The organism is Streptomyces sp. KPB2 (assembly GCF_003950055.1).
GTDB classification, from domain to species: domain Bacteria; phylum Actinomycetota; class Actinomycetes; order Streptomycetales; family Streptomycetaceae; genus Streptomyces; species Streptomyces salinarius.
Map to the genome: position 1 here is coordinate 7,352,776 of NZ_CP034353.1, position 19,252 is coordinate 7,372,027.

The following is a 19,252-nucleotide window of genomic DNA, read 5'->3' on the forward strand; positions in this document are numbered from 1 at the left end:
GCGACCGTTCTGGCCACGGCCCTGCCCGCACCCGCGCACGCGGCGTCCGCACCCACGGCACCCGCGCCCCCTCCCGACGCATGGCTGGCAGCGCAGCCCGCACGCCCTTCAGTGAGCAGGGAACAGTTCTACCTCCTCATGCCGGACCGCTTCGCGAACGCAGACCCGTCCAACGACCGGGGAGGCCTCAGCGGCGACCGCTACAGCACGGGCTACGACCCGACGGACAAGAATTTCTACCAGGGCGGCGACCTCAAGGGCATCACGCGCAGGCTCGACTACATCAAGGGACTGGGCACCACCGCGATCTGGCTCACGCCGGTGTTCCGCAACAAGACGGTGCTGGAACGGGGCGGCAAGAAGACCGCCTCCTATCATGGCTACGCCGTCACCGACTTCACCAGCGTCGACCCGCACTTCGGTTCGGAACGCGATCTCACCGACCTCATCTCCAAGGCCCATGCCAAGGGTATGAAGGTCTACTTCGACGTCATCACCAATCACACCGCCGACACCGTCGACTACGCGGAGAAGAAGTACGGCTACCGGAGCAAGGGCGCCTACCCGTACCTGGACGCGTCGGGCCGGCCCTTCGACGACGCCGAGGCCATGTCGAAGGTCGACCGGGACTCCTTCCCGTACACGCCGGAGAACACCGGCGAGATGGTTCCCGAGTGGCTGAACGACCCGACGATGTACCACAACCGCGGCGACTCGACCTTCGCCGGCGAGAGCGCGCTGTACGGCGACTTCTACGGCCTGGACGATCTGTGGACCGAGCGGCCCGAGGTCGTCCAGGGCATGGAGAAGATCTACGAGAAGTGGGTCGACGACTTCGACGTCGACGGTTTCCGCGTGGACACCGCCAAGAACGTCAACATGGAATTCTGGACGCAGTGGGCCACGGCACTCGACGCCTACGCCGCGAAGAAGGGCCGTGAGGACTTCTTCTTGTTCGCCGAGGCGTTCTCCGCCGACCCGGCCATCACCGCTCCCTACCTCACCGAGGGCCGCCTCGACGGAACTCTCGACTTCCCGCTCCAGTCCGCCATCCGCAACTATGCCTCACGAGGCGGCCCCGCCGGTGACCTGGCCACCGTCTTCGCGCAGGACTACCGGTACACCACGGACAAGACGAACGCGTACAGCCAGGTCACGTTTCTCGGCAGCCATGACATGGGCCGCATCGGCTTCTTCCTGAAGTCCGATCATCCGGGGGCCGGGGACGCGGAACTGTTGCGGCGGGACCGGCTGGCGCACGAGTTGATGTTCCTGTCGCGGGGCAACCCGGTGATCTACTCCGGTGACGAGCAGGGCTTCACCGGCGCCGGGGACGACGTCTACGGTCGTCAGTCGATGTTCGCGTCGAAGGTGGCGGACTACCTGGACGACGACGAGATCGGTACGGAGCGTACGCATGCGAGTGACGCGTATGACGTGCGGCATCCGCTGTACCGGTCGATCGCGGCGTTGTCGAAGCTGCGCAAGGCGAATCCGGCGTTGGCGGACGGGGTGCAGAAGGAGCTGTACGCGAAGGATTCCGTGTACGCGTTCTCGCGTACGGGGGGTGGCCGGGAGTATGTCGTCGCGGTCAACAACGCGAGTGCGGCGAAGACGGTCGAGCTGCCGGTGGAGAGTCGTGGGTCGGGCAAGTTCCGGTTCCTGTACGGCGGTTCGGGCAAGGTGCGGGCGAAGGACGGGCGCATCGAGGTGACGGTGCCGGCTTTGTCGTCGGTGGTGCTGCGTGCGCAGAACAAGCTGAAGCGGCCGTCGGTGCGGCCGTCGGTGTCGCTGCAGGCGCCGGAGGCGGGTGCCACGGGCACGGTGACGATCTCGGCGGATCCGGGGCGGACGGCGGGTGCGCGGGTCGTCCTGGCCGCCCAGGTGGGCAACGGCAGATGGCAGACTCTCGGTTCCGCCGACCACGCTCCGTACAAGTTCACGCAGAAGATCCCCGACTCGGTGGCAGCCGGGACGCCTCTGCGCTACAAGGCCGTGGTGGTCGACCGTGCCGGCCGCACCGCGAGCACACTCGCCGACACCGTGACGGGGCAGGCACCGACGCCGAAGAAGCCGACGGCCGAACGCCGCCACGTCGTCGTGCACTACCACCGCGCCGACGGCGACTACACCGGCCTGACGCTGCACACCGCGAACGGGACCACCGCCGACTTCTCGGGACGGGACGCCTACGGAGCGTTCGCATGGCTCAGCCCCGCGGAGGGGACCGGGAAGATCCGATTCACGGTCGAGCGTGACGGTAAACCCGAAGGCGCCGAGCGTGTCGTGGACGTCGCCGCGGCCGGTGAGGTATGGACGAAGGAGAACTCGGACCTCGTGGACGCCGTCCGTCCCGCGGACGCCTATCCACCTCAGGACACGACGAAGGCCGTCCTCCACTACCACCGTCCGGACGGCGACTACGCCGGCTGGGGCTTGCACACCTGGACCGGAGCCGCGAACCCGTCCGAGTGGAACGAACCGATCCAGCCGGTACGCCGCGACGCCTACGGTCTCGTATTCGAAGTGCCTCTCAAAGCGGGTGCGCCTTCCCTGAGCTACGTCTTCCACAAGAAGGAAGAAAAGGACGTCCCGGCCGACGAGGCACTTGTCTTCTCCTTGTACGGCCACGAGGTGTGGCGCGTCGCGGGCGAGGCGCCCTATCTGACGCCGTCCCTCGGCGGTGCCTTCCCGATGGATCTCGATCCCGCGGCCTCCGCGGCCACTTGGATCGACGAGAACACCGTCGTGTGGCACGGCACCGGCACGGGCGTCGCCGCCCAGCAACTCGTCTACGCCGCGGACGGGGGTCTGACTCTGCGGGACGGCGTCCTGTCCGACGAAGGGCAGTGGCTACGTCTCGTCCCCACCGAGCTGAGCGCGGCTCAGCAGGCGGCGCACCCCGAACTCGCCGACACCACGGCGTTCTCCATCGACCCGCGCGACCGCGACCGCATCCCCGAAGCACGCCGGGCCAAGCAGCTCATCGCCACCCAACGTTCCGACAACGGAGCTCTGTTGGGTGCAACGAGCGTGACAGCACTGTTCTCCACGCCCCAGCAGGTCCAGAAGGGTTCGACCAGGTGAACCGCAGACATGGCGCGCACGGCGCCTCACGGAAGGCGGCCGCCGCAGCGGTCGCGGCGGCGCTGCTCGGCGCAGCGCTGCACACTGCCACGCCGGCTTCGGCGGCCCCGACACCGCCCAAGCCGCCCTCCGACGCGAAACTGGCCGCGGAGCCCGCACGCCATGATGTGACCCGCGAACAGTTCTACTTCGTCCTGCCCGACCGGTTCGCGAACGGGGACCGGTCCAACGACAGGGGAGGTCTCACCGGCAGCCGCTCGGTGACCGGATTCGACCCCACGGACAAGGGCTTCTACCAGGGCGGCGACCTCAAGGGTCTGACCCGGAAGCTCGACTACATCAAGGGCCTAGGCACCACCGCGATATGGATGGCGCCGATCTTCAAGAACAAACCGGTCCAGGGCAACGGCGAGAGCGCCGGATATCACGGCTACTGGATCACCGACTTCACCCGGGTCGACCCGCACTTCGGCACCAACCAGGACCTGAAGAACCTCGTCTCCAAGGCCCATGCCAAGGGTATGAAGGTCTACTTCGACGTCATCACCAACCACACCGCCGACGTCCTCACCAACACCGAGAAGAAGTACGGCTACCGGAGCAAGGGCGCCTACCCCTACCTCGACACCGAGGGCCGTCCGTTCGACGACACCGAGGAGACCGACCGCAAGGTCGACGAGGACTCGTTCCCCTACACGCCCCAGATCCCGGCTGCGGAGAAGACGGCCAAAGTCCCGGCGTGGCTGAACGACCCGACGATGTACCACAACCGCGGCGACTCGACCTTCGTCGGCGAGAGCGGCCTCTACGGCGACCACACCGGCCTGGACGATCTGTGGACCGAGCGGCCCGAGGTCGTCGAGGGCATGGAGAAGATCTACGAGAGGTGGGTCAAGGACTTCGACATCGACGGCTTCCGCGTGGACACCGTCCGCAACGTCGACATGAAGTTCTGGACGCAGTGGGCCACGGCCCTCGACGCCTACGCCGCCAAGCGGGGCCGGGACGACTTCTTCATCTTCGGTGAGACGCTCTCCGCCGACCCGTCCGTCATCGCCCCGTACGTGACCGAGGGCCGCCTCGACGCGACGCTCGACTTCCCGCTCCAGAACGCCATCCGCGGCTACGCCTCGCAGGGCAAGCCGGCCTCCGGCCTGTCGGACGTCTTCGCACAGGACTACCGGTACACCACGGACAAGGCCAACGCATACAACGAGGTCACGTTTCTCGGCAATCACGACATGGGCCGCATCGGCTCCTTCCTGAAGTCCGATCACCCAGGGGCCGGGGACGCGGAACTGTTGCGGCGGGACCGGCTGGCGCACGAGTTGATGTTCCTGTCGCGGGGCAACCCGGTGATCTACTCCGGCGACGAGCAGGGCTTCACCGGCGCCGGCGGGGACAAGGACGCCCGCCAGACGATGTTCGCGTCGAAGGTGGCGGACTACCTGGACGACGACGAGATCGGTACGGAGCGTACGCATGCGAGTGACGCGTATGACGTGCGGCATCCGCTGTACCGGTCGATCGCGGCGTTGTCGAAGCTGCGCAAGGCGAATCCGGCGTTGGCGGACGGGGTGCAGAAGGAGCTGTACGCGAAGGATTCCGTGTACGCGTTCTCGCGTACGGGGGGTGGCCGGGAGTATGTCGTCGCGGTCAACAACGCGAGTGCGGCGAAGACGGTCGAGCTGCCGGTGGAGAGTCGTGGGTCGGGCAAGTTCCGGTTCCTGTACGGCGGTTCGGGCAAGGTGCGGGCGAAGGACGGGCGCATCGAGGTGACGGTGCCGGCTTTGTCGTCGGTGGTGCTGCGTGCGCAGAACAAGCTGAAGCGGCCGTCGGTGCGGCCGTCGGTGTCGCTGCAGGCGCCGGAGGCGGGTGCCACGGGCACGGTGACGATCTCGGCGGATCCGGGGCGGACGGCGGGTGCGCGGGTCGTCCTGGCCGCCCAGGTGGGCAACGGCAGATGGCAGACTCTCGGTTCCGCCGACCACGCTCCGTACAAGTTCACGCAGAAGATCCCCGACTCGGTGGCAGCCGGGACGCCTCTGCGCTACAAGGCCGTGGTGGTCGACCGTGCCGGCCGCACCGCGAGCACACTCGCAGACACCGTGACGGGGCAGGCACCGACGCCGAAGAAGCCGAGCGCCGTGGACCGCGCACACGCAGTCGTGCACTACAAGCGGGCGAACGGCGACTACGACAACGTCCTGCTCAAGTCCGGGGACACGGAAGCACGCTTCGTCGGCCGGGACGCCTACGGTGCCTTCGCCTGGGTGAGGGTTCCGGAGGGATCGGACTCGGTGACGTACACGATCGAGGACTCCGGCACGGCGGAGGGCGGCGAGCGCACCATCGACCTGGCGCAGACCGGTGAGGTCTGGGTCGAGCAGGGCAAGGAGGGCCAGGCGACCACCAAGCCGGACGGGGTGTACCCGTCCCCGGACAAGACGAAGGCGGTCATCCACGTCCACCGCTCCGACGGTGACTACGACGGATGGGGCCTGCACACCTGGACCGGCTCCGCCAAGGAGACGGACTGGACGAAGCCACTGCAGCCCGTCGGCAAGGATGCATACGGGGTCACCTTCGAGGTGCCGCTGTCCGAAGGCGCGACCTCACTGAGCTACATCCTGCACAAGGGCGACGAGAAGGACATCCCCAGCGACCGGTCCCTGGATCTGGCCGTGTACGGCAACGAAGTCTGGCTGAACGCGGGGGAGAGCGGCTACTTGCTGCCCTCGGTCGGTTCGGCCCCGGACCTCGACATCACCAAGGCCCAGGCACAGTGGATCGACACCGACACCGTTGCCCTGCCCCCGTCCCTGAACGTCAAGGCTGCCGCGTCGACCCAGTTGGTGTACTCCCGCGACGGCGGCATCACCGTCGACGACGGTGCGCTCAGCAGCGAGGGGCGCTGGCTGCGGCTGCTGCCCGCGCAGCTCACCGAGTCCCAGAAAGCCGCGTATCCCCACCTGAGGGCGTACACGGCGTTCACGGTCGACCCACGTGACCGGGACCGAGTGCGTGACGCGCTCTTCGGGCAGCTCATCCTGACCCAACGCCTCGCGAACGGTGCTCTGGCCACCGCGACCGGCGTCCAGATCCAGGGTGTCCTCGACGACGTGTACGCGGGGAAGGCGAAACGGACGGTGTTCGGGCCGGTGTTCAAGGGCCGCACCGCGTCCTTGACGGTCTGGGCACCGACGGCTCACAAGGTGTCCCTCGAACTCGACGGCAGAACCATCCCCATGCGCCGTGACGACGCGAGCGGTGCTTGGTCGGTGACCGGCCCCGCAGCCGCCTGGCGAGGCAAGGAGTACCGGTACGCGGTGACTGTGTGGGCACCCAGTGTCCAGAAGGTCGTCACCAACAAGGTCACCGACCCGTACTCCCTCGCCCTGACCACCGACTCCGAGCGCAGCCTCGTCGTCGACCTGGACGACCGCTCCCTCGCCCCGCGCGGCTGGGAGCACTACCGCAAGCCCGAGGCGGTGCCGCTCAGGGACGCCCAGATCCAGGAGCTGCACATCCGCGACTTCTCCGTCGCCGACCCGACGGCGGACGCGAACCACCGGGGCACCTACCTCGCCTTCACCGACGAGAAGAGCGACGGCTCCAAGCACCTGCGCGAGCTGGCCGGGGCCGGCACGTCCTACGTGCACCTGCTGCCCGCCTTCGACATCGCCACCATCCCCGAGAAGAAGTCCGAGCGGACGACGCCCGACTGCGACCTCGCCTCCTACCCTGCCGACTCCGACAAGCAGCAGGAGTGCGTGACGAAGGCCGCCGCCAAGGACGCCTTCAACTGGGGCTACGACCCGTACCACTACACGGTCCCCGAGGGCTCCTACGCCACCGACCCGGACGGCACCGAGCGCACCGTCGAGTTCCGCAAGATGGTCAAGGCCCTCAACGACGACGGCCTGCGCGTCGTCATGGACGTCGTCTACAACCACACGGCCGCGAGCGGCCAGGCCAAGACCAGCGTCCTCGACCGGATCGTGCCCGGCTACTACCAGCGGCTGCTCGCCGACGGCTCGGTCGCCAACAGCACCTGCTGCTCCAACACCGCCACCGAGAACGCCATGATGGGCAAGCTCGTCGTCGACTCGGTCGTCACCTGGGCCAAGGAGTACAAGGTCGACGGCTTCCGCTTCGACCTCATGGGCCACCATCCCAAGGCCAACATCCTCGCGGTCCGCAAGGCGCTGGACGAGCTGACGCTCAAGAAGGACGGCGTCGACGGCAAGAAGATCATCCTGTACGGCGAGGGCTGGAACTTCGGCGAGGTCGCCGACGACGCCCGCTTCGTCCAGGCCACCCAGAAGAACATGGCCGGCACCGGCATCGCCACCTTCTCCGACCGGGCCCGCGACGCCGTGCGCGGCGGCGGCCCCTTCGACGAGGACCCCGGCGTGCAGGGCTTCGCCTCCGGCCTCTACACCGACCCCAACTCCTCGAAGGCCAACGGCACCGAGGCCGAGCAGAAGGCCCGCCTCCTGCACTACCAGGACCTGATCAAGGTCGGCCTGACCGGCAACCTCGCCGACTACGCCTTCACCGACACCGACGGCAAGGAGGTCAAGGGCTCCGAGGTCGACTACAACGGCGCCCCCGCCGGATACGCGGCGGCACCCGGCGACGCCCTCGCCTACGCCGACGCGCACGACAACGAGTCCCTGTTCGACGCGCTCGCCTTCAAGCTGCCCAAGGACACCTCCGCCGACGACCGGGCCCGCATGCAGGTCCTCGCCATGGCGACCGCCACCCTCTCGCAGGGCCCGGCGCTCTCCCAGGCGGGCACCGACCTGCTGCGCTCCAAGTCGCTGGACCGCAACTCCTACGACAGCGGCGACTGGTTCAACGCCCTGCACTGGAACTGCGCCGACGGCAACGGCTTCGGCCGGGGCCTGCCACCGGCCGCCGACAACCAGGACAAGTGGCCCTACGCCAAGCCCCTGCTGGACACCGTGCGGGTCGGCTGCCCGCAGATCAACGGCGCCTCGGCGGCGTACCGGGACCTGCTGAGGATCCGCAGCGGCGAGAAGGACTTCTCCCTCGCCACGACCGCGCAGGTGCGGTCCCGGCTCTCCTTCCCGCTCTCCGGCGAGGACGAGACACCCGGGGTGATCACCATGAGCCTCGGCGACCTCGTCGTCGTCTTCAACGCCACGCCCGAGAAGCAGGAACAGCGCGTCGGCGCGGCGGCCGGGACCGGCTACCGGCTGCACCCGGTGCAGGCGGCGGGCGCGGACCCGGTGGTGAAGGAGTCGGCGTACGCGGCGAAGACCGGCACCTTCACCGTGCCGGCCCGCACCGTCGCGGTCTTCACCGACAAGTGATGACAGAGGCGTCGCCGGAGACAGAGGGCGACACGTGACACAGGACTCTGCCCTGTTTGTTGCCTGATCCCGGCAACAAACAGGGCATTGTTCCGTGTGCCCTGGAAGCCCGTCCGGCCCACGACTTTGATGCCTCGGTAGCGGCGGCAGATGTCCTCACTTGGGTCAGACCTGACGACCGTCGGCACCTGCATCGCGCCGCGAATCAGGAGGGACACCGCCCTCCTCCCGCGGTGCGAGCACGATGTCGAGACGCCATACCGCCCACCCGGCCCGGATCGGTCGGACCCGCATTCCGTCGTAACGGAGAATCAGCACGGCCATGTCGTCGTGTCTCTGGTGCCTGCTGGCGACGAGGTGATCGGCCAGTTCCCGCACGGCTCGGATGCCGTCCTCCAGGAAGAGGTGGCCGACTCGACAGGTCCGTCCGTCGGGAGTGTGGTGACCGCGGCTGGACTGTGCCGCTCAAAGGACCTTGCCAAGAGTGGGAACGAGGCGAGGCCGCTGCTTCGTCACGAACGAGGGCCGCGGGCTGCAGCGAACGGGTGGCGTGGCTGGCCACTTGCCCGGGCATCCCGGCATGCCCTCCGCCAGTGCCTGTCCGCACCCGGGCTACGCCCCCGTTCGACCTCGTGCTCAGGACTGTCCGGTACGTCTCCTCAGACATGCAGTGATGCGTCCGCCGGCCCTTGGACGAAGCGAGTGAAACGCACCTGAAGGCCCTCCCTCTGGGGAGAACAGCAGAAGGGCCCCGCCAGGGCGTCCGCGTCCGGCGCGAGGGGGGCCAGTCTGACCATTTGCCAGGCGCCTTCCTCGCAGCGTGCCCTTATGGTCACCGCGTTGCCGGTGCGGCTTGCTCGAAGGGTGACGCGACACCCGAGCCAGTCGGGGACGGGAGACAAGGACCAGTCCGACTTCCCGGAAGTGACCACCGCACCCAAGTGCGGAACGCCGTCGGTCAATTCGACGCCCGCTTTGATCCACGTCCCCTCGTCCACCCGTACCATGAGTCCTGCTTGGTCGTAGAGCGTTTCGAACTGGGCGACGACGAAGGTCACTTCCGTGGCTGATGCAGGGGGAAACTCTGCCAGCAGTGCGTGACCATCGTCCTTCACGAAACCGTAGCTGGTGGTACGCCAGAAGTCGCTGTGATCCTTGGTGGTCACAACAAGCTCGCGGCCGTCCCGCTCGGTCCGCAGCGGCGGGTTCAGCCACTCGGCGTCTGCCCAGTCGATCACGCGCTGTCCGTCCATTGGCCGCCTGCCCCGTTTCATTCGGCCCCGGGCGAGACCCAGCACACCCGATGCGTTGAAATTTTCAGCAAGATCATTCAACCCCATTGGTGCCTTGCTGGGCCAGTGCTTCCCTTGCCGGGCTTCTGTCGGCTCGGAGCCGAGCCAGGGGACTACCTCAACGCCTTCGACCCGAATTCGCTGACCGCTTGGGGCAATCGGGTCTTCAACGGACGCAACGGAATCGCCGCCACGTCCAAGACGGCCACCGTGTACGGAGGCGGGGGCAACGGTGACGATGGCAGCACCGGCGACATCGCGCCCAACGGCTACCCGTACTGCGTGAACGGAAGCGCATCCGACCCCGACGGCGACGGGTGGGGCTGGGAGAACAGCCGGTCCTGCGTCGTCCGGGGCAGCGCTGCGGATCGCTGACCTGCGGAGGCGGTGGATGCCCCGCCCAACGGAAGGCCCACGAGTCGCGCTTCGCCGGGATCGGCGCCGGCACTGTGCGGCAGTCGCCCTCGTCACCGGGGGGCCTCGCCGAACTCCGCCCTGGTCCGCTCTCCGGAGGTCGTGCCTCGACCGAGGGACATGCTTTCCCGCGCCGCACACTGCCAAGCCGTCGGGGCTACCGCCAGCGGATCATGTCGTGTGTCTGCGCTGGCGAGTTGAAAGCGCATGAAAGAGTCACTTTTCCATGCTGACCGTGAGGAGGGCAGAGACATGCAGGGAAAGGACCCTTCGGAACCTGCTGGACACGCTCCTGCGGACGGGTCGGGACTTCAGTCCGCCTGGCTGGATTCACTGGCCGCCGCCGCGTACCTGGCGGACGAACACGGCGTCATCACCGCCGTCAACGCAAAGGCGGAACAGCTTCTCGACCGATCCGGCGCCGAGCTTCTCGGACGCGACGCGCATGTAATACTGCACCGAAATGCCCTCGGCCAGCCCGAGCCGAGAAGCGAGTGCCCGATTCGGCAGGCCACCCTGGCAAGCCGTACGGCGCAAGGTGGAGAGCTCTGGTTCGAGCGGGGCGACGGCTCAGTAACGCCTGTGGCGTGGCTGGTGACCGGATGCGACGACGGCAGCCGACGGGGCATGCTGGCGCTCTTTCACCCATTGGAGGACACGGAGCCCGGTTCGGTCCAAGAACCTCTGTCCGAGCTGGAGCGCCTGGCGCTGCTGGCCGAGCTTACTACCCAGCTGACCTCGACGATGGACGTTGAAGAGGTCCTGAACCGGCTGGTGCGTCTGCTGGTGCCGCGGCTGGCGGACTGGGTGGTCGTCGACCTGTTCGCCGAGACGGGTGAACTCCGGCGGCGTGCCGTTGTCCATGTCGACGGCAGTGATCTGAAGAACCGGGAAGACCTCATCGGGCCCATGCCTGCAGTTCCTCAAGAGTCCCAGCTCCCACTGTCCCGTGCGCTGAGGGGCGCCGCGTCAGCCCTGGCAGACCCCGGGACCTATCTGGGAGAGCAGGACTCGGAAATCGCGGTTGAACAGCGTCGGCTCTTTGCGGTTACAGGGATCCAGTCCGCCATCATCAGCCCGGTCCGGGGCCTCCGGGACGTGCTGGGTGCCCTGACGCTGGGCCGCTCCGAGGGCTCGCCCCCTTTCACGATCGTCGATCTGCCGCTGCTGGAAGAGATCACGCGGCGGGCAGGACTGGCCTTGGACAACGCTCGTCTCTACCAGAGGCAGCGCAGGGTGTCAGAGACGATGCAACGTCACCTCTTGCCAGGGCTGCCGCGTGTGCCCGAACTGCGGATGACAGCTCGCTACATGCCGGCACCGGACGCTTCCCAGGTCGGCGGAGACTGGTACGACGCGTTCGTCCTGCCCGACGGTGCAACCGCATTGGTCATCGGGGACGTCGTCGGGCACGATCTCGACGCAGCGGCGGACATGGCCCAGTTGCGGAGCATGCTGCGCGCCCACGCCTTCTCCCAGCAGAAGCCCCCCAGCAAGATCGTCGAATGGCTGGACCAAGCGGCCATGTACCTGTCCGGATCCGACATGGCCACCCTAGTCCTGGCTCGGCTCACTCATGTCGCATCCCTCGGCTGGGAGCTGACCTGGAGCAACGCCGGCCACCCGCCACCACTGCTCATCACCCGTGAAGGGGAGACCCGGTACCTCACCGACGGGCACAGCATCCTGCTCGGAACCGGTTTGCTGGAACCACGCCCAGACGCCTCGCTGTTCCTGCCACCCGGCGCCACACTGCTGCTGTACACCGACGGCCTCATCGAAGAGCCCGGCGCATCACTCGACGACGGACTCGACAGGCTGAGCCGCCAGGCCGGCATCCTCGCTCATCACCCCCTGGACACCTTCACCGACGAACTGATTGCCCGTGCGCGCCCCGAGGCCAACGAGGACGACATCGCCCTGCTCGCCCTGCGCATCGCGGACGGGGCCAGTACGCGGACGTAGTCATTGAGAACTGGCCGAGGCCGGAAACGGGGGGTCGACAGCGGATGCGTCAGCGAAAGCCGTGGAAACTGATCAACGAGTTGGACTAGGAGGGCAGTGGCGAGCGGCTCACCCGGATCTTGGACTGGCCGTGCGGCCGCTTCTCCCAGTCCTCCATGAACCGGGCGTGCAGGTTGTGCTGGGCGGCGAGGGTGAGCAGGGTGTCGGTGCGGTAGTAGAAGTCCTCGCGCAGGACCTGGTGCTCGGTGCCCTCCGTCCGGTCGAAGGTGAAGTCGAAGAACCCGGTCTCCGTCAGGACGCGCCCGACGTGCGCCAGACACTCGTCGATGACGCTCAGCGGCGAGTGCGAGAAGACGCTGTGCGCGTGGATGACGTCGAAGTGGTCGTCGGGCAGGAACTCCAGCCGCAGGTCCCCGGTGAGGGTCAGGTGGGGCAGCTTGGCCTGGAGTCCGCGCTCGGTGAGGGTCTTCTTGGCGGCGATCAGGATGTCCGGCGAGATGTCGATGCCGTAGTAGTGACCGGTGTCGAGGTGGTCGATGAAGCGCCAGCCGCCGCGCAGGTTGCCGCAGCCGATGTCGAGCATGCGGTGTCCGGGACGCAGTCCGTGCTCGATCAGGTAGTCGAACTGCATCTGACCGAGTGCCAGCCAGCGCTCGTGGGTCCGGCTGCCGACCGCGGCCTCCGGGTCGCGCCGGGTGTCGGACGCCATCACCGCCCGGTAGTAGCCGACGTGGTCGGGGTGCTTGATCCGCAGCCACGCGTCCCGGCCGGCCCGCCGCACGTACGGGCCGACGCGCTCGGGGTGGCGCAGCGCGTACCCGACCTTGTGGGTGAGCGCGGCACGGTTGCTGCGCAGCTTCTTCGGGGACTTGGCGTCCTTGGGCATGGGGAGGTTACCTCCGTACGGTGAAGAGGACAGTGAGGGGTGCTGGGCGGCGGGTCAGACGCGGCGGCGCAGCAGCAGGGCGGTGGCGAGGACGAGGACGACGGCCAGACCGCCGAGCAGCACCGTGTCGGCCCATTGGAAGGCCCAGTAGTCGCCGGCCGGGTTGGCCTCGTAGTAACGGGAGACATACCCGTGCCCGGCCATGCACTCCCGCAGTTCTCGGCCGGAGGGGGAGGGGCACGCCAGCGCGGAGTCCTGGCGGCCGGAGCCGGTGATCAGGCCGTAGTGCCCGGTGGACCACTTGTCGCCCATCGGTTCCTTGGGCTGCCAGCCGTCGCTGACGTAGCGCTGCGGCGGGACCAGCAGGCGGGCCCGGTGCGTCCACTGCACCAGCACCGCCACCGCACCGGTGACCAGGAGCGTCCAGGCCGCCGCGGACAGCACCCGGCGCGTCAGCAGACCTGCGAGGGTGCCCACGGACAGGCCGAACAGCGCGGCGGCGACCAGGGAGGGGCCCGAGCCGGTCAGGGCGGTGGCCTCGTACCAGAAGACGCCGTAGCTGCGGTTGACGGCGGGCTCCCACCACCAGCGGAACAGCAGCGCGAGCGACCCGGACAGCGCTGCGGTGCCCAGGGCGGCGAGGGCGAAACGGGAAGCGAACCACTGGGCGCGGCCGACGCCCTGGGACAGGATCATCCGGTGGGTGCCCAGCTCCCGGTCCCTGCCCAGCAGCGGCGCCCCCCAGAACATGCCGACCAGGACGGGCAGCGTCATGTTGAGCGCGCCCAGCAGCCTCAGCGGCTCGACATCCAGGAACCGGGGCAGCCCGTCCGGGGAGCGGGTGCAGTACAGCGGCCCGGGGTCGCAGCCGTCGAACAGCCCGCTGCGCAGGTCCTCGACCAGGCCCGCCCGGGAGTACGCGGCGAGCGCGGCGGCGGCCAGGAGGACCAGCGTGCCGCAGCCGATCAGTGTCCGCTGCTGGCGCCAGGCCAGCCACAGGGTCCCCCTCACGCCGCCGCCTCCTTCGAGGCCGCGCCGTCCTGGAGGTGCCCGAGCAGGATCTCCTCCAGGCCGGGCCGCTCGACGTGCCAGCTGCCGCCGACCGGGCCCCGCGGGCGCACCAGGGCAGTCAGCTGACGCCCGTGCGTGCGGCGGTGCACGACGGTGTGCTCCCGCAGCGTCGGCTCCTCGTCGACGTGTCCGGTGAGCAGGGCGTGGCCCTCGCGGAGCGCGTCGGCGTCCTCGCTCAGCTCGACTCGGCCCGCCCGCAGCAGCAGCACCCAGTCGCAGGTCTGCTCCAGGTCGGGCAGGACGTGCGAGGACAGGACGATGCTCAGCTCGCGTTCCGCCGCCTCGGCCATCAGCGTTGCCATGATCTCGGTGCGTACCACCGGGTCGAGATCGGCGAGCGGCTCGTCCAGCAGGAGCAGGTCCGGCCGCTTGCCGAGTGCCAGGGCGAGCGCCACGCGCGTGCGCCGGCCCGGGGACAGCTCGCCCACCTTGGCGGACAGGGCGATGTCGCCCTCGCGCACGACCCGCTCGGCAACCTGCCGGTCCCACGAGGAGTTCAGCTTGCCGCCCATGCGCAGGGTGTCGGCCACCGTGAAGCGGGGGTAGAGCGGCTTGTCCTGGGTCAGCAGGGCGACCCGGGTGCGTGCCCCGGCGCTGTCCGGCGCGGTGCCCAGGACCCGTATTCGTCCGCGCGTGGGGTGCAGCAGCCCGCCGGCCAGGTGCAGCAGGGTGCTCTTGCCGGCGCCGTTGCGGCCGACCAGGGCGGTGATCCGGCCCCGGGGCACCATGAACCCACAGTCCCGCAGCGCCCGGTCACCGCGTGCCCGGTAACGGAAGCCCAGCTCCGTGGCGTGCAGCGCGGCGGGCTCGTCAGGCCCGGTCATGCGTCCTCCTGTTTCCGTCCCCGGTCGCCCGGGTCGTGCTCGTCGTGCTCGTCGAGGGCTGCCGTGACCAGGGCGAGTATGTCGTCCCGCTCCAGTCCGGCTGCCAGGGCCCGGGCGACCCATGCGGCGAGGTCCGTCCGCAGGGGCGAGTCGTCCTCCGCGCCCGGCCGCGCCAGCGACCGGGTAACGAAGGTGCCGAGCCCACGCCGCGAGCGGACCAGGCCTGCCTGCTCCATGTCGCGGTACGCCCGGAACACGGTGTTGGGGTTGATGGCGGTGGCGGCGACGACTTCTTTGGCTGTGGGGAGCTTGTCCCCGACCCGCAGCACACCCATCCGGAGCGCCTGCTCGGTCTGCCGCACGATCTGCACATAGGCCGGGATGCCGCTCTGTCGATCGATCCGGTACTCGACCACGTCACCTTCCATGCTTTCATTAATTCATTGGTAGAAGCATGATCGGATCGTGTCCCGATGTCAAACGGCGCTGCCCCGGGGCTTCTGGTCCAGAGCCTGACTCCGGGCTTGCCGCCCTCCGCCCGGTCTGCGACGCGGTGCTTCATGACTACTGGCACCCCGAGCACTCGGGCGTCGCCGTCGCGTCACGCAGGGGGGAACGAACCGGGTGCGGTCGGCCCGGCCCACATGGCGCGAAGACGCAGGACCGAAGAGTCCCGACGGCGTCCGCTCTGACCTGCCTACGAGTTGATCAAGACGGATCGAACAGAGCGACGACGCTGTGCGGTGCCCCCTGGCCGAAGAAGACATCCAGGTTCTGTGAGGAGCGGTGGGCCGCGTCGCTGCTCCGTGGAAACAGCCGCCTTTCGTAGGCGGTGAGCGCGGCCTCGATGTCGGGCTCCTCGACCAGCTTGCCGGCCAGATCGGCGCCGTCGAACATGGCGAGATTCGCGCCCTCGCCGGCGAAGGGCGACATCAGGTGCGCGGCATCGCCGAGGAGCGTCACTCCGGGCACCCTTTCCCATTCGAGCCCCGCTGGAAGGGCATGGATGGGGCGCAGCCACGGTTCGGTCTCGCTCTGAGTAACGAAGGCCGTGAGCATGGGTGACCAGCCGTCGAACTCGTGGGCGACCTGACGGAGGGTGCTGGCCGGGTCGCCGCAGCCCATCGACCTCACCCACTCCTCCGGCTTGTTCAGCGCGGCGTATCCGCGCACGTACCCCTCGGCGTAGCGGTGGACGATGATGCCCTTGCCCGGAGCGACAGCCATCAGTGTGCCGCTGCCGGTCGCGGCCACGCTCGTCCGAAGGTTGTGGCCGTCCGGGGCGAGGGCGATCTCGACGAAACAGGTTCCGGTGTAGGCAGGCGTGGCCGGAGTGAGCAGCGGTCGCACCTTCGACCAGGCGCCGTCCGCACCGATGACGACATCGGCGTACGCGGTGGAACCTTCGGCAAAGGTGAGGCCGTAGTCGCCCGCCGTACGGGGCTGGACTGAGACGAGCTTGTGACCCCACCTGATCGTCCCGGGCTCCAGCGAGTCGATGAGCAGGCGTCGCAGTTCGCCCCGATCCACCTCTGGGCGGGTCGACCGGGGGTCCGTCGGCTTGTCGAACAGGATCCTGCCGTGGCGGTCGACCACCCGTTTGGCGTCCTCGCCCGGGCGGACCATGGCGAGGAACCCGTCGTACAGACCGGCCGCGCGAAGCGCGACCTGCCCGGACTCCTCATGGATGTCGAGCAGGCCCCCTTGTGCACGGGTCGTTGCCGAAGTCTCGCTCTCGTAGATCGTCACGGTGATGCCGTGAGCCTGAAGCACCCGGGCGAGCGTCAGCCCGCCCAGTCCCGCTCCGGCGACGGCGATGGTCTTCTGCATGGTGCGCTCCTGTGTAGCGCCGACACACGTCGGCGATGGCCAGCGCCAGGAGCGGACAGGATCGCCCGGTCCCGGCAGGAGACGCTCACCGATCAGAGCCATCTGTTCGATGTACGAACGGCGGCCGACGGGCGGAACCGCGGCACATCGTTTTTCGCGACCTCGCAAGAATACCCGGCGCCCACCTGACAGCGGCTGACACGGCGACGCGTCGCGCCCCGCGCGTCCACGTCCGAAAACCGGGGGGCGGAATGCGTCGTCCCGGTCCATACGGGCGCTTGGACAGCTTTCCTGTCGCCGCGCGCGGTTGCCGGCCGGGGCGCTGCGACGGCAGGTGGAGCCGGAGAGGGATGTCGTGCCGACTCGGGGGTGCGTCGAGCTGCTCCGCTCCTGACGCAGATTCTGCTGGTGCCGCCGCGCGTACAAGATCGTGTGGACGGCCATGGGCTCACCGTGATGCTCCTGACCATTGCCGAACGCTCGGGTCTGGGGACGGCCGTTCAGCGGTGAGTCGAGGGCAGGAGGGACTCCGCAGTCGTCTGGTGCCGACGTTCCGTCAGGCCGGAAACCCATGAGGCGTATTGGAGCTCCCGTGCCTCGGCGGGGCCCCGTTGTCCCCTCCCGGTTGAACCAGGCCCGTCTGGTATGCGATGACGACGAGCTGTGCCCGGTCGCGGGCGTTGAGTTTCGTCATCGCGCGGTGGATGTGCGTCCGTACCGTCAGCGGGCTGACCACGAGCAGCTCGGCGATCTCCGCGTTGGACTTGCCCTCGGCCGCCAGCGCCATCACTTCCCGTTCCCGTCCGGTGAGGTCGGCGAGCCGTTCCGGGGGCGCCAGGTAGGTGCCGGGGGCCGGGGAGGTGAGGAAGCGGGTGATCAGGGTGCGGGTGGCGCCGGGGGAGAGCCGCGCCTCTCCGGAGGCCACCGTGCGAATGCCGGCCAGCAGGGCGTCCGCGGTGACGTCCTTGCCGAGGAAGCCGCTGGCCCCGGCCCGCAGCGCCTGAGCGACGTAGTCCTCGGTCTCGAAGGTGGTCAGGATCAGCACCCGGGTGCTCGCCAGCTCTGGATCGGCGCAGATCTCCGCCGTGCCGGACAGGCCGTCCGTCCCGGGCATGCGGATGTCCATGAGCACGACGTCCGGGTGGTGGGTTCGGGCCAGCTCCAGCGCTTCCGCCCCGTTGGACGCCTCTCCGACGACCTCCAGGTCCGGGCAGGAGTCGATCAGGATGCGGAACGTGGCCCGCAGCAGGGCCTGGTCGTCCGCGAGCAGCACCTTCACGGTCATGGAGACTCTCCTTCGACGGAGGCGGACGGCTGCAGCGGCAGCGCGGTGGTGACCTCGAAACCACCCTCGGGGCGGGGCCCCGCGCACAGGTCGCCGCCGATGGACTGGGCGCGCTCCCGCATGCCCCGCAACCCGAAACCGCCGGACGTCCCGTTGACGGCGGTGACAGTGGCCGGGCCGTCATTGCTGACGGTGATGAGCAGCCGGGAGTCGGCGTAGGTGAAGCCGACATGGGCGGCGCGTTCGGGGGCGTGCTTGGCGACGTTGGTGAGGGCTTCCTGCACGATCCGGTACGCGGTCAGGTCCACGCCCGGCGTCAGCGGGCGGCGCACGCCCTCTTGGTGGACGACGACTTTCAGGCCCGCCGACCGGTAGGAGTCGATCAGCTCGGGAAGGCGGGCGAGCCCCGGCGCCGGTTCCAGGCCCTCGCCCTTGGGCCGGTCGTCCTGGCGCAGCAGGCCCAGGGTGGCCTTGAGCTCGCGCAGCGCCGCGGAGGTGGTGCCGGTGAGGTCGTCGAGGATCTTCTGGCTCTGTTCGGGGTCGCTGCGCGAGAGGTGGGCGGCGGTACCGGCCTGGGCGTTGGCGAGGGCCAGGTGGTGGGCCACAACGTCGTGCAACTCGCGGGCGATGCGCATCCGCTCCTCGGTGACCCGCAGTCGGGCCTCCTCCTCCCGGGTGCGTTCGGCGTGCTCGGCGCGGGACTTGACCGCTTCCAGATAGTCGCCGCGCAGTCGGGCCAGGCTGCCTCCGACGAGCGGCAGGGCCATCCAGAACACCGGGCCGATCACGGTCAGGACGGGGGAGAGGTCGCGCATGCCGTCGGAGAACAGGTTCACGGTCAGCAGGGACACCGTGACGACGAGCGCGTACAGGCGAACGGTCCGGCGGTCGCACAGGACGGCCAGCCAGTACATCGCGGCGAGCAGCGGGGCCAGCAGCATCGGGGTGAGCAGGTAGCCGCGCGCGATCGCGGCGATGGTGACCCCGGCGACCACGACCACGACCGTGCGGGTGTGAGTGCGGTACTTCAGCAGGACGAGGCAGGACAGGCCGAGCATGACCTCCAGCGACTTCCCCGTGTCCGGGCTGTTGACGCCGGGGAGGCTGAGATGGGTGCCGAAGAAGGCGCAGCCGATGAGGGCCAGCACCATCATCACGTCCAGGAAGCGGGGGAAGCGCGGGAAGCGCGACGCGTACTGTTCCACGCGCTCGGTGTAGCGCTCCAGGCTGCTGTTCATGGTGGGCTCTCTCGGTGA

Annotated in this window: 10 protein-coding genes and 2 pseudogenes; 4 read left to right on the forward strand and 8 right to left on the reverse strand. The window is 68.8% G+C overall.

The window, feature by feature from the left end; translation table 11 throughout:
• Window positions 1–9: 9 nt before the first annotated feature.
• Window positions 10–3,036, forward strand: a pseudogene (locus D1J63_RS37610) (alpha-amylase family glycosyl hydrolase); the annotation flags it as partial.
• 47 nt (window positions 3,037–3,083) lie between these two features.
• Entirely contained in the window at window positions 3,084–8,429 is a 5,346-nt protein-coding gene (gene pulA / locus D1J63_RS33265; protein WP_125634048.1) for a pullulanase-type alpha-1,6-glucosidase, read from the forward strand.
• Window positions 8,430–9,088: 659 nt separating this feature from the next.
• Here the strand turns inward: pulA and D1J63_RS33270 are convergent.
• Window positions 9,089–9,682, reverse strand: coding sequence for a DUF1349 domain-containing protein (locus tag D1J63_RS33270; RefSeq protein WP_125634050.1), 594 nt, complete (start codon window positions 9,680–9,682; stop codon window positions 9,089–9,091).
• A 150-nt stretch (window positions 9,683–9,832) separates the two neighbouring features.
• Here D1J63_RS33270 and D1J63_RS33275 point away from each other — a divergent pair.
• Window positions 9,833–10,096 (forward strand): annotated as a pseudogene (locus D1J63_RS33275) (carbohydrate-binding domain-containing protein); the annotation flags it as partial.
• Window positions 10,097–10,387: 291 nt separating this feature from the next.
• Window positions 10,388–12,100: a SpoIIE family protein phosphatase gene (locus D1J63_RS33280; protein ID WP_125634052.1), complete on the forward strand. Its 1,713-nt coding sequence runs from the start codon at window positions 10,388–10,390 to the stop codon at window positions 12,098–12,100.
• 85 nt (window positions 12,101–12,185) lie between these two features.
• On the opposite strand, the gene D1J63_RS33285 is transcribed toward D1J63_RS33280, so the two are convergent.
• From D1J63_RS33285 to D1J63_RS33320, 7 genes are all read right to left on the reverse strand, one after another.
• Window positions 12,186–12,986 carry a class I SAM-dependent methyltransferase gene (locus D1J63_RS33285; protein ID WP_125634054.1) on the reverse strand — a complete coding sequence of 267 codons (801 nt, stop codon included), beginning with the start codon at window positions 12,984–12,986 and terminating at the stop codon, window positions 12,186–12,188.
• 54 nt (window positions 12,987–13,040) lie between these two features.
• Window positions 13,041–13,997: a transporter gene (locus D1J63_RS33290; RefSeq protein ID WP_125634056.1), complete on the reverse strand. Its 957-nt coding sequence runs from the start codon at window positions 13,995–13,997 to the stop codon at window positions 13,041–13,043.
• The gene (locus D1J63_RS33295) at window positions 13,994–14,881 is read right to left on the reverse strand and encodes an ATP-binding cassette domain-containing protein (RefSeq protein ID WP_125634058.1); all 888 of its coding nucleotides are present in this window, start codon (window positions 14,879–14,881) and stop codon (window positions 13,994–13,996) included. Before D1J63_RS33295 ends, D1J63_RS33290 begins: the two co-directional genes overlap by 4 nt.
• Entirely contained in the window at window positions 14,878–15,309 is a 432-nt protein-coding gene (locus D1J63_RS33300; protein ID WP_125634060.1) for a GntR family transcriptional regulator, read from the reverse strand. Before D1J63_RS33300 ends, D1J63_RS33295 begins: the two co-directional genes overlap by 4 nt.
• Window positions 15,310–15,589: 280 nt before the next feature.
• Complete coding sequence (locus D1J63_RS33310) at window positions 15,590–16,711, reverse strand: NAD(P)/FAD-dependent oxidoreductase (RefSeq protein WP_125634062.1); 1,122 nt, start codon at window positions 16,709–16,711, stop codon at window positions 15,590–15,592.
• Between the two features lie 556 nt (window positions 16,712–17,267).
• Window positions 17,268–17,996, reverse strand: coding sequence for a response regulator transcription factor (locus D1J63_RS33315; RefSeq protein WP_125634064.1), 729 nt, complete (start codon window positions 17,994–17,996; stop codon window positions 17,268–17,270).
• Complete coding sequence (locus tag D1J63_RS33320; protein ID WP_125634066.1) at window positions 17,993–19,234, reverse strand: sensor histidine kinase; 1,242 nt, start codon at window positions 19,232–19,234, stop codon at window positions 17,993–17,995. The genes D1J63_RS33315 and D1J63_RS33320 overlap by 4 nt, the downstream gene beginning before the upstream one ends.
• Window positions 19,235–19,252 lie beyond the last annotated feature (18 nt).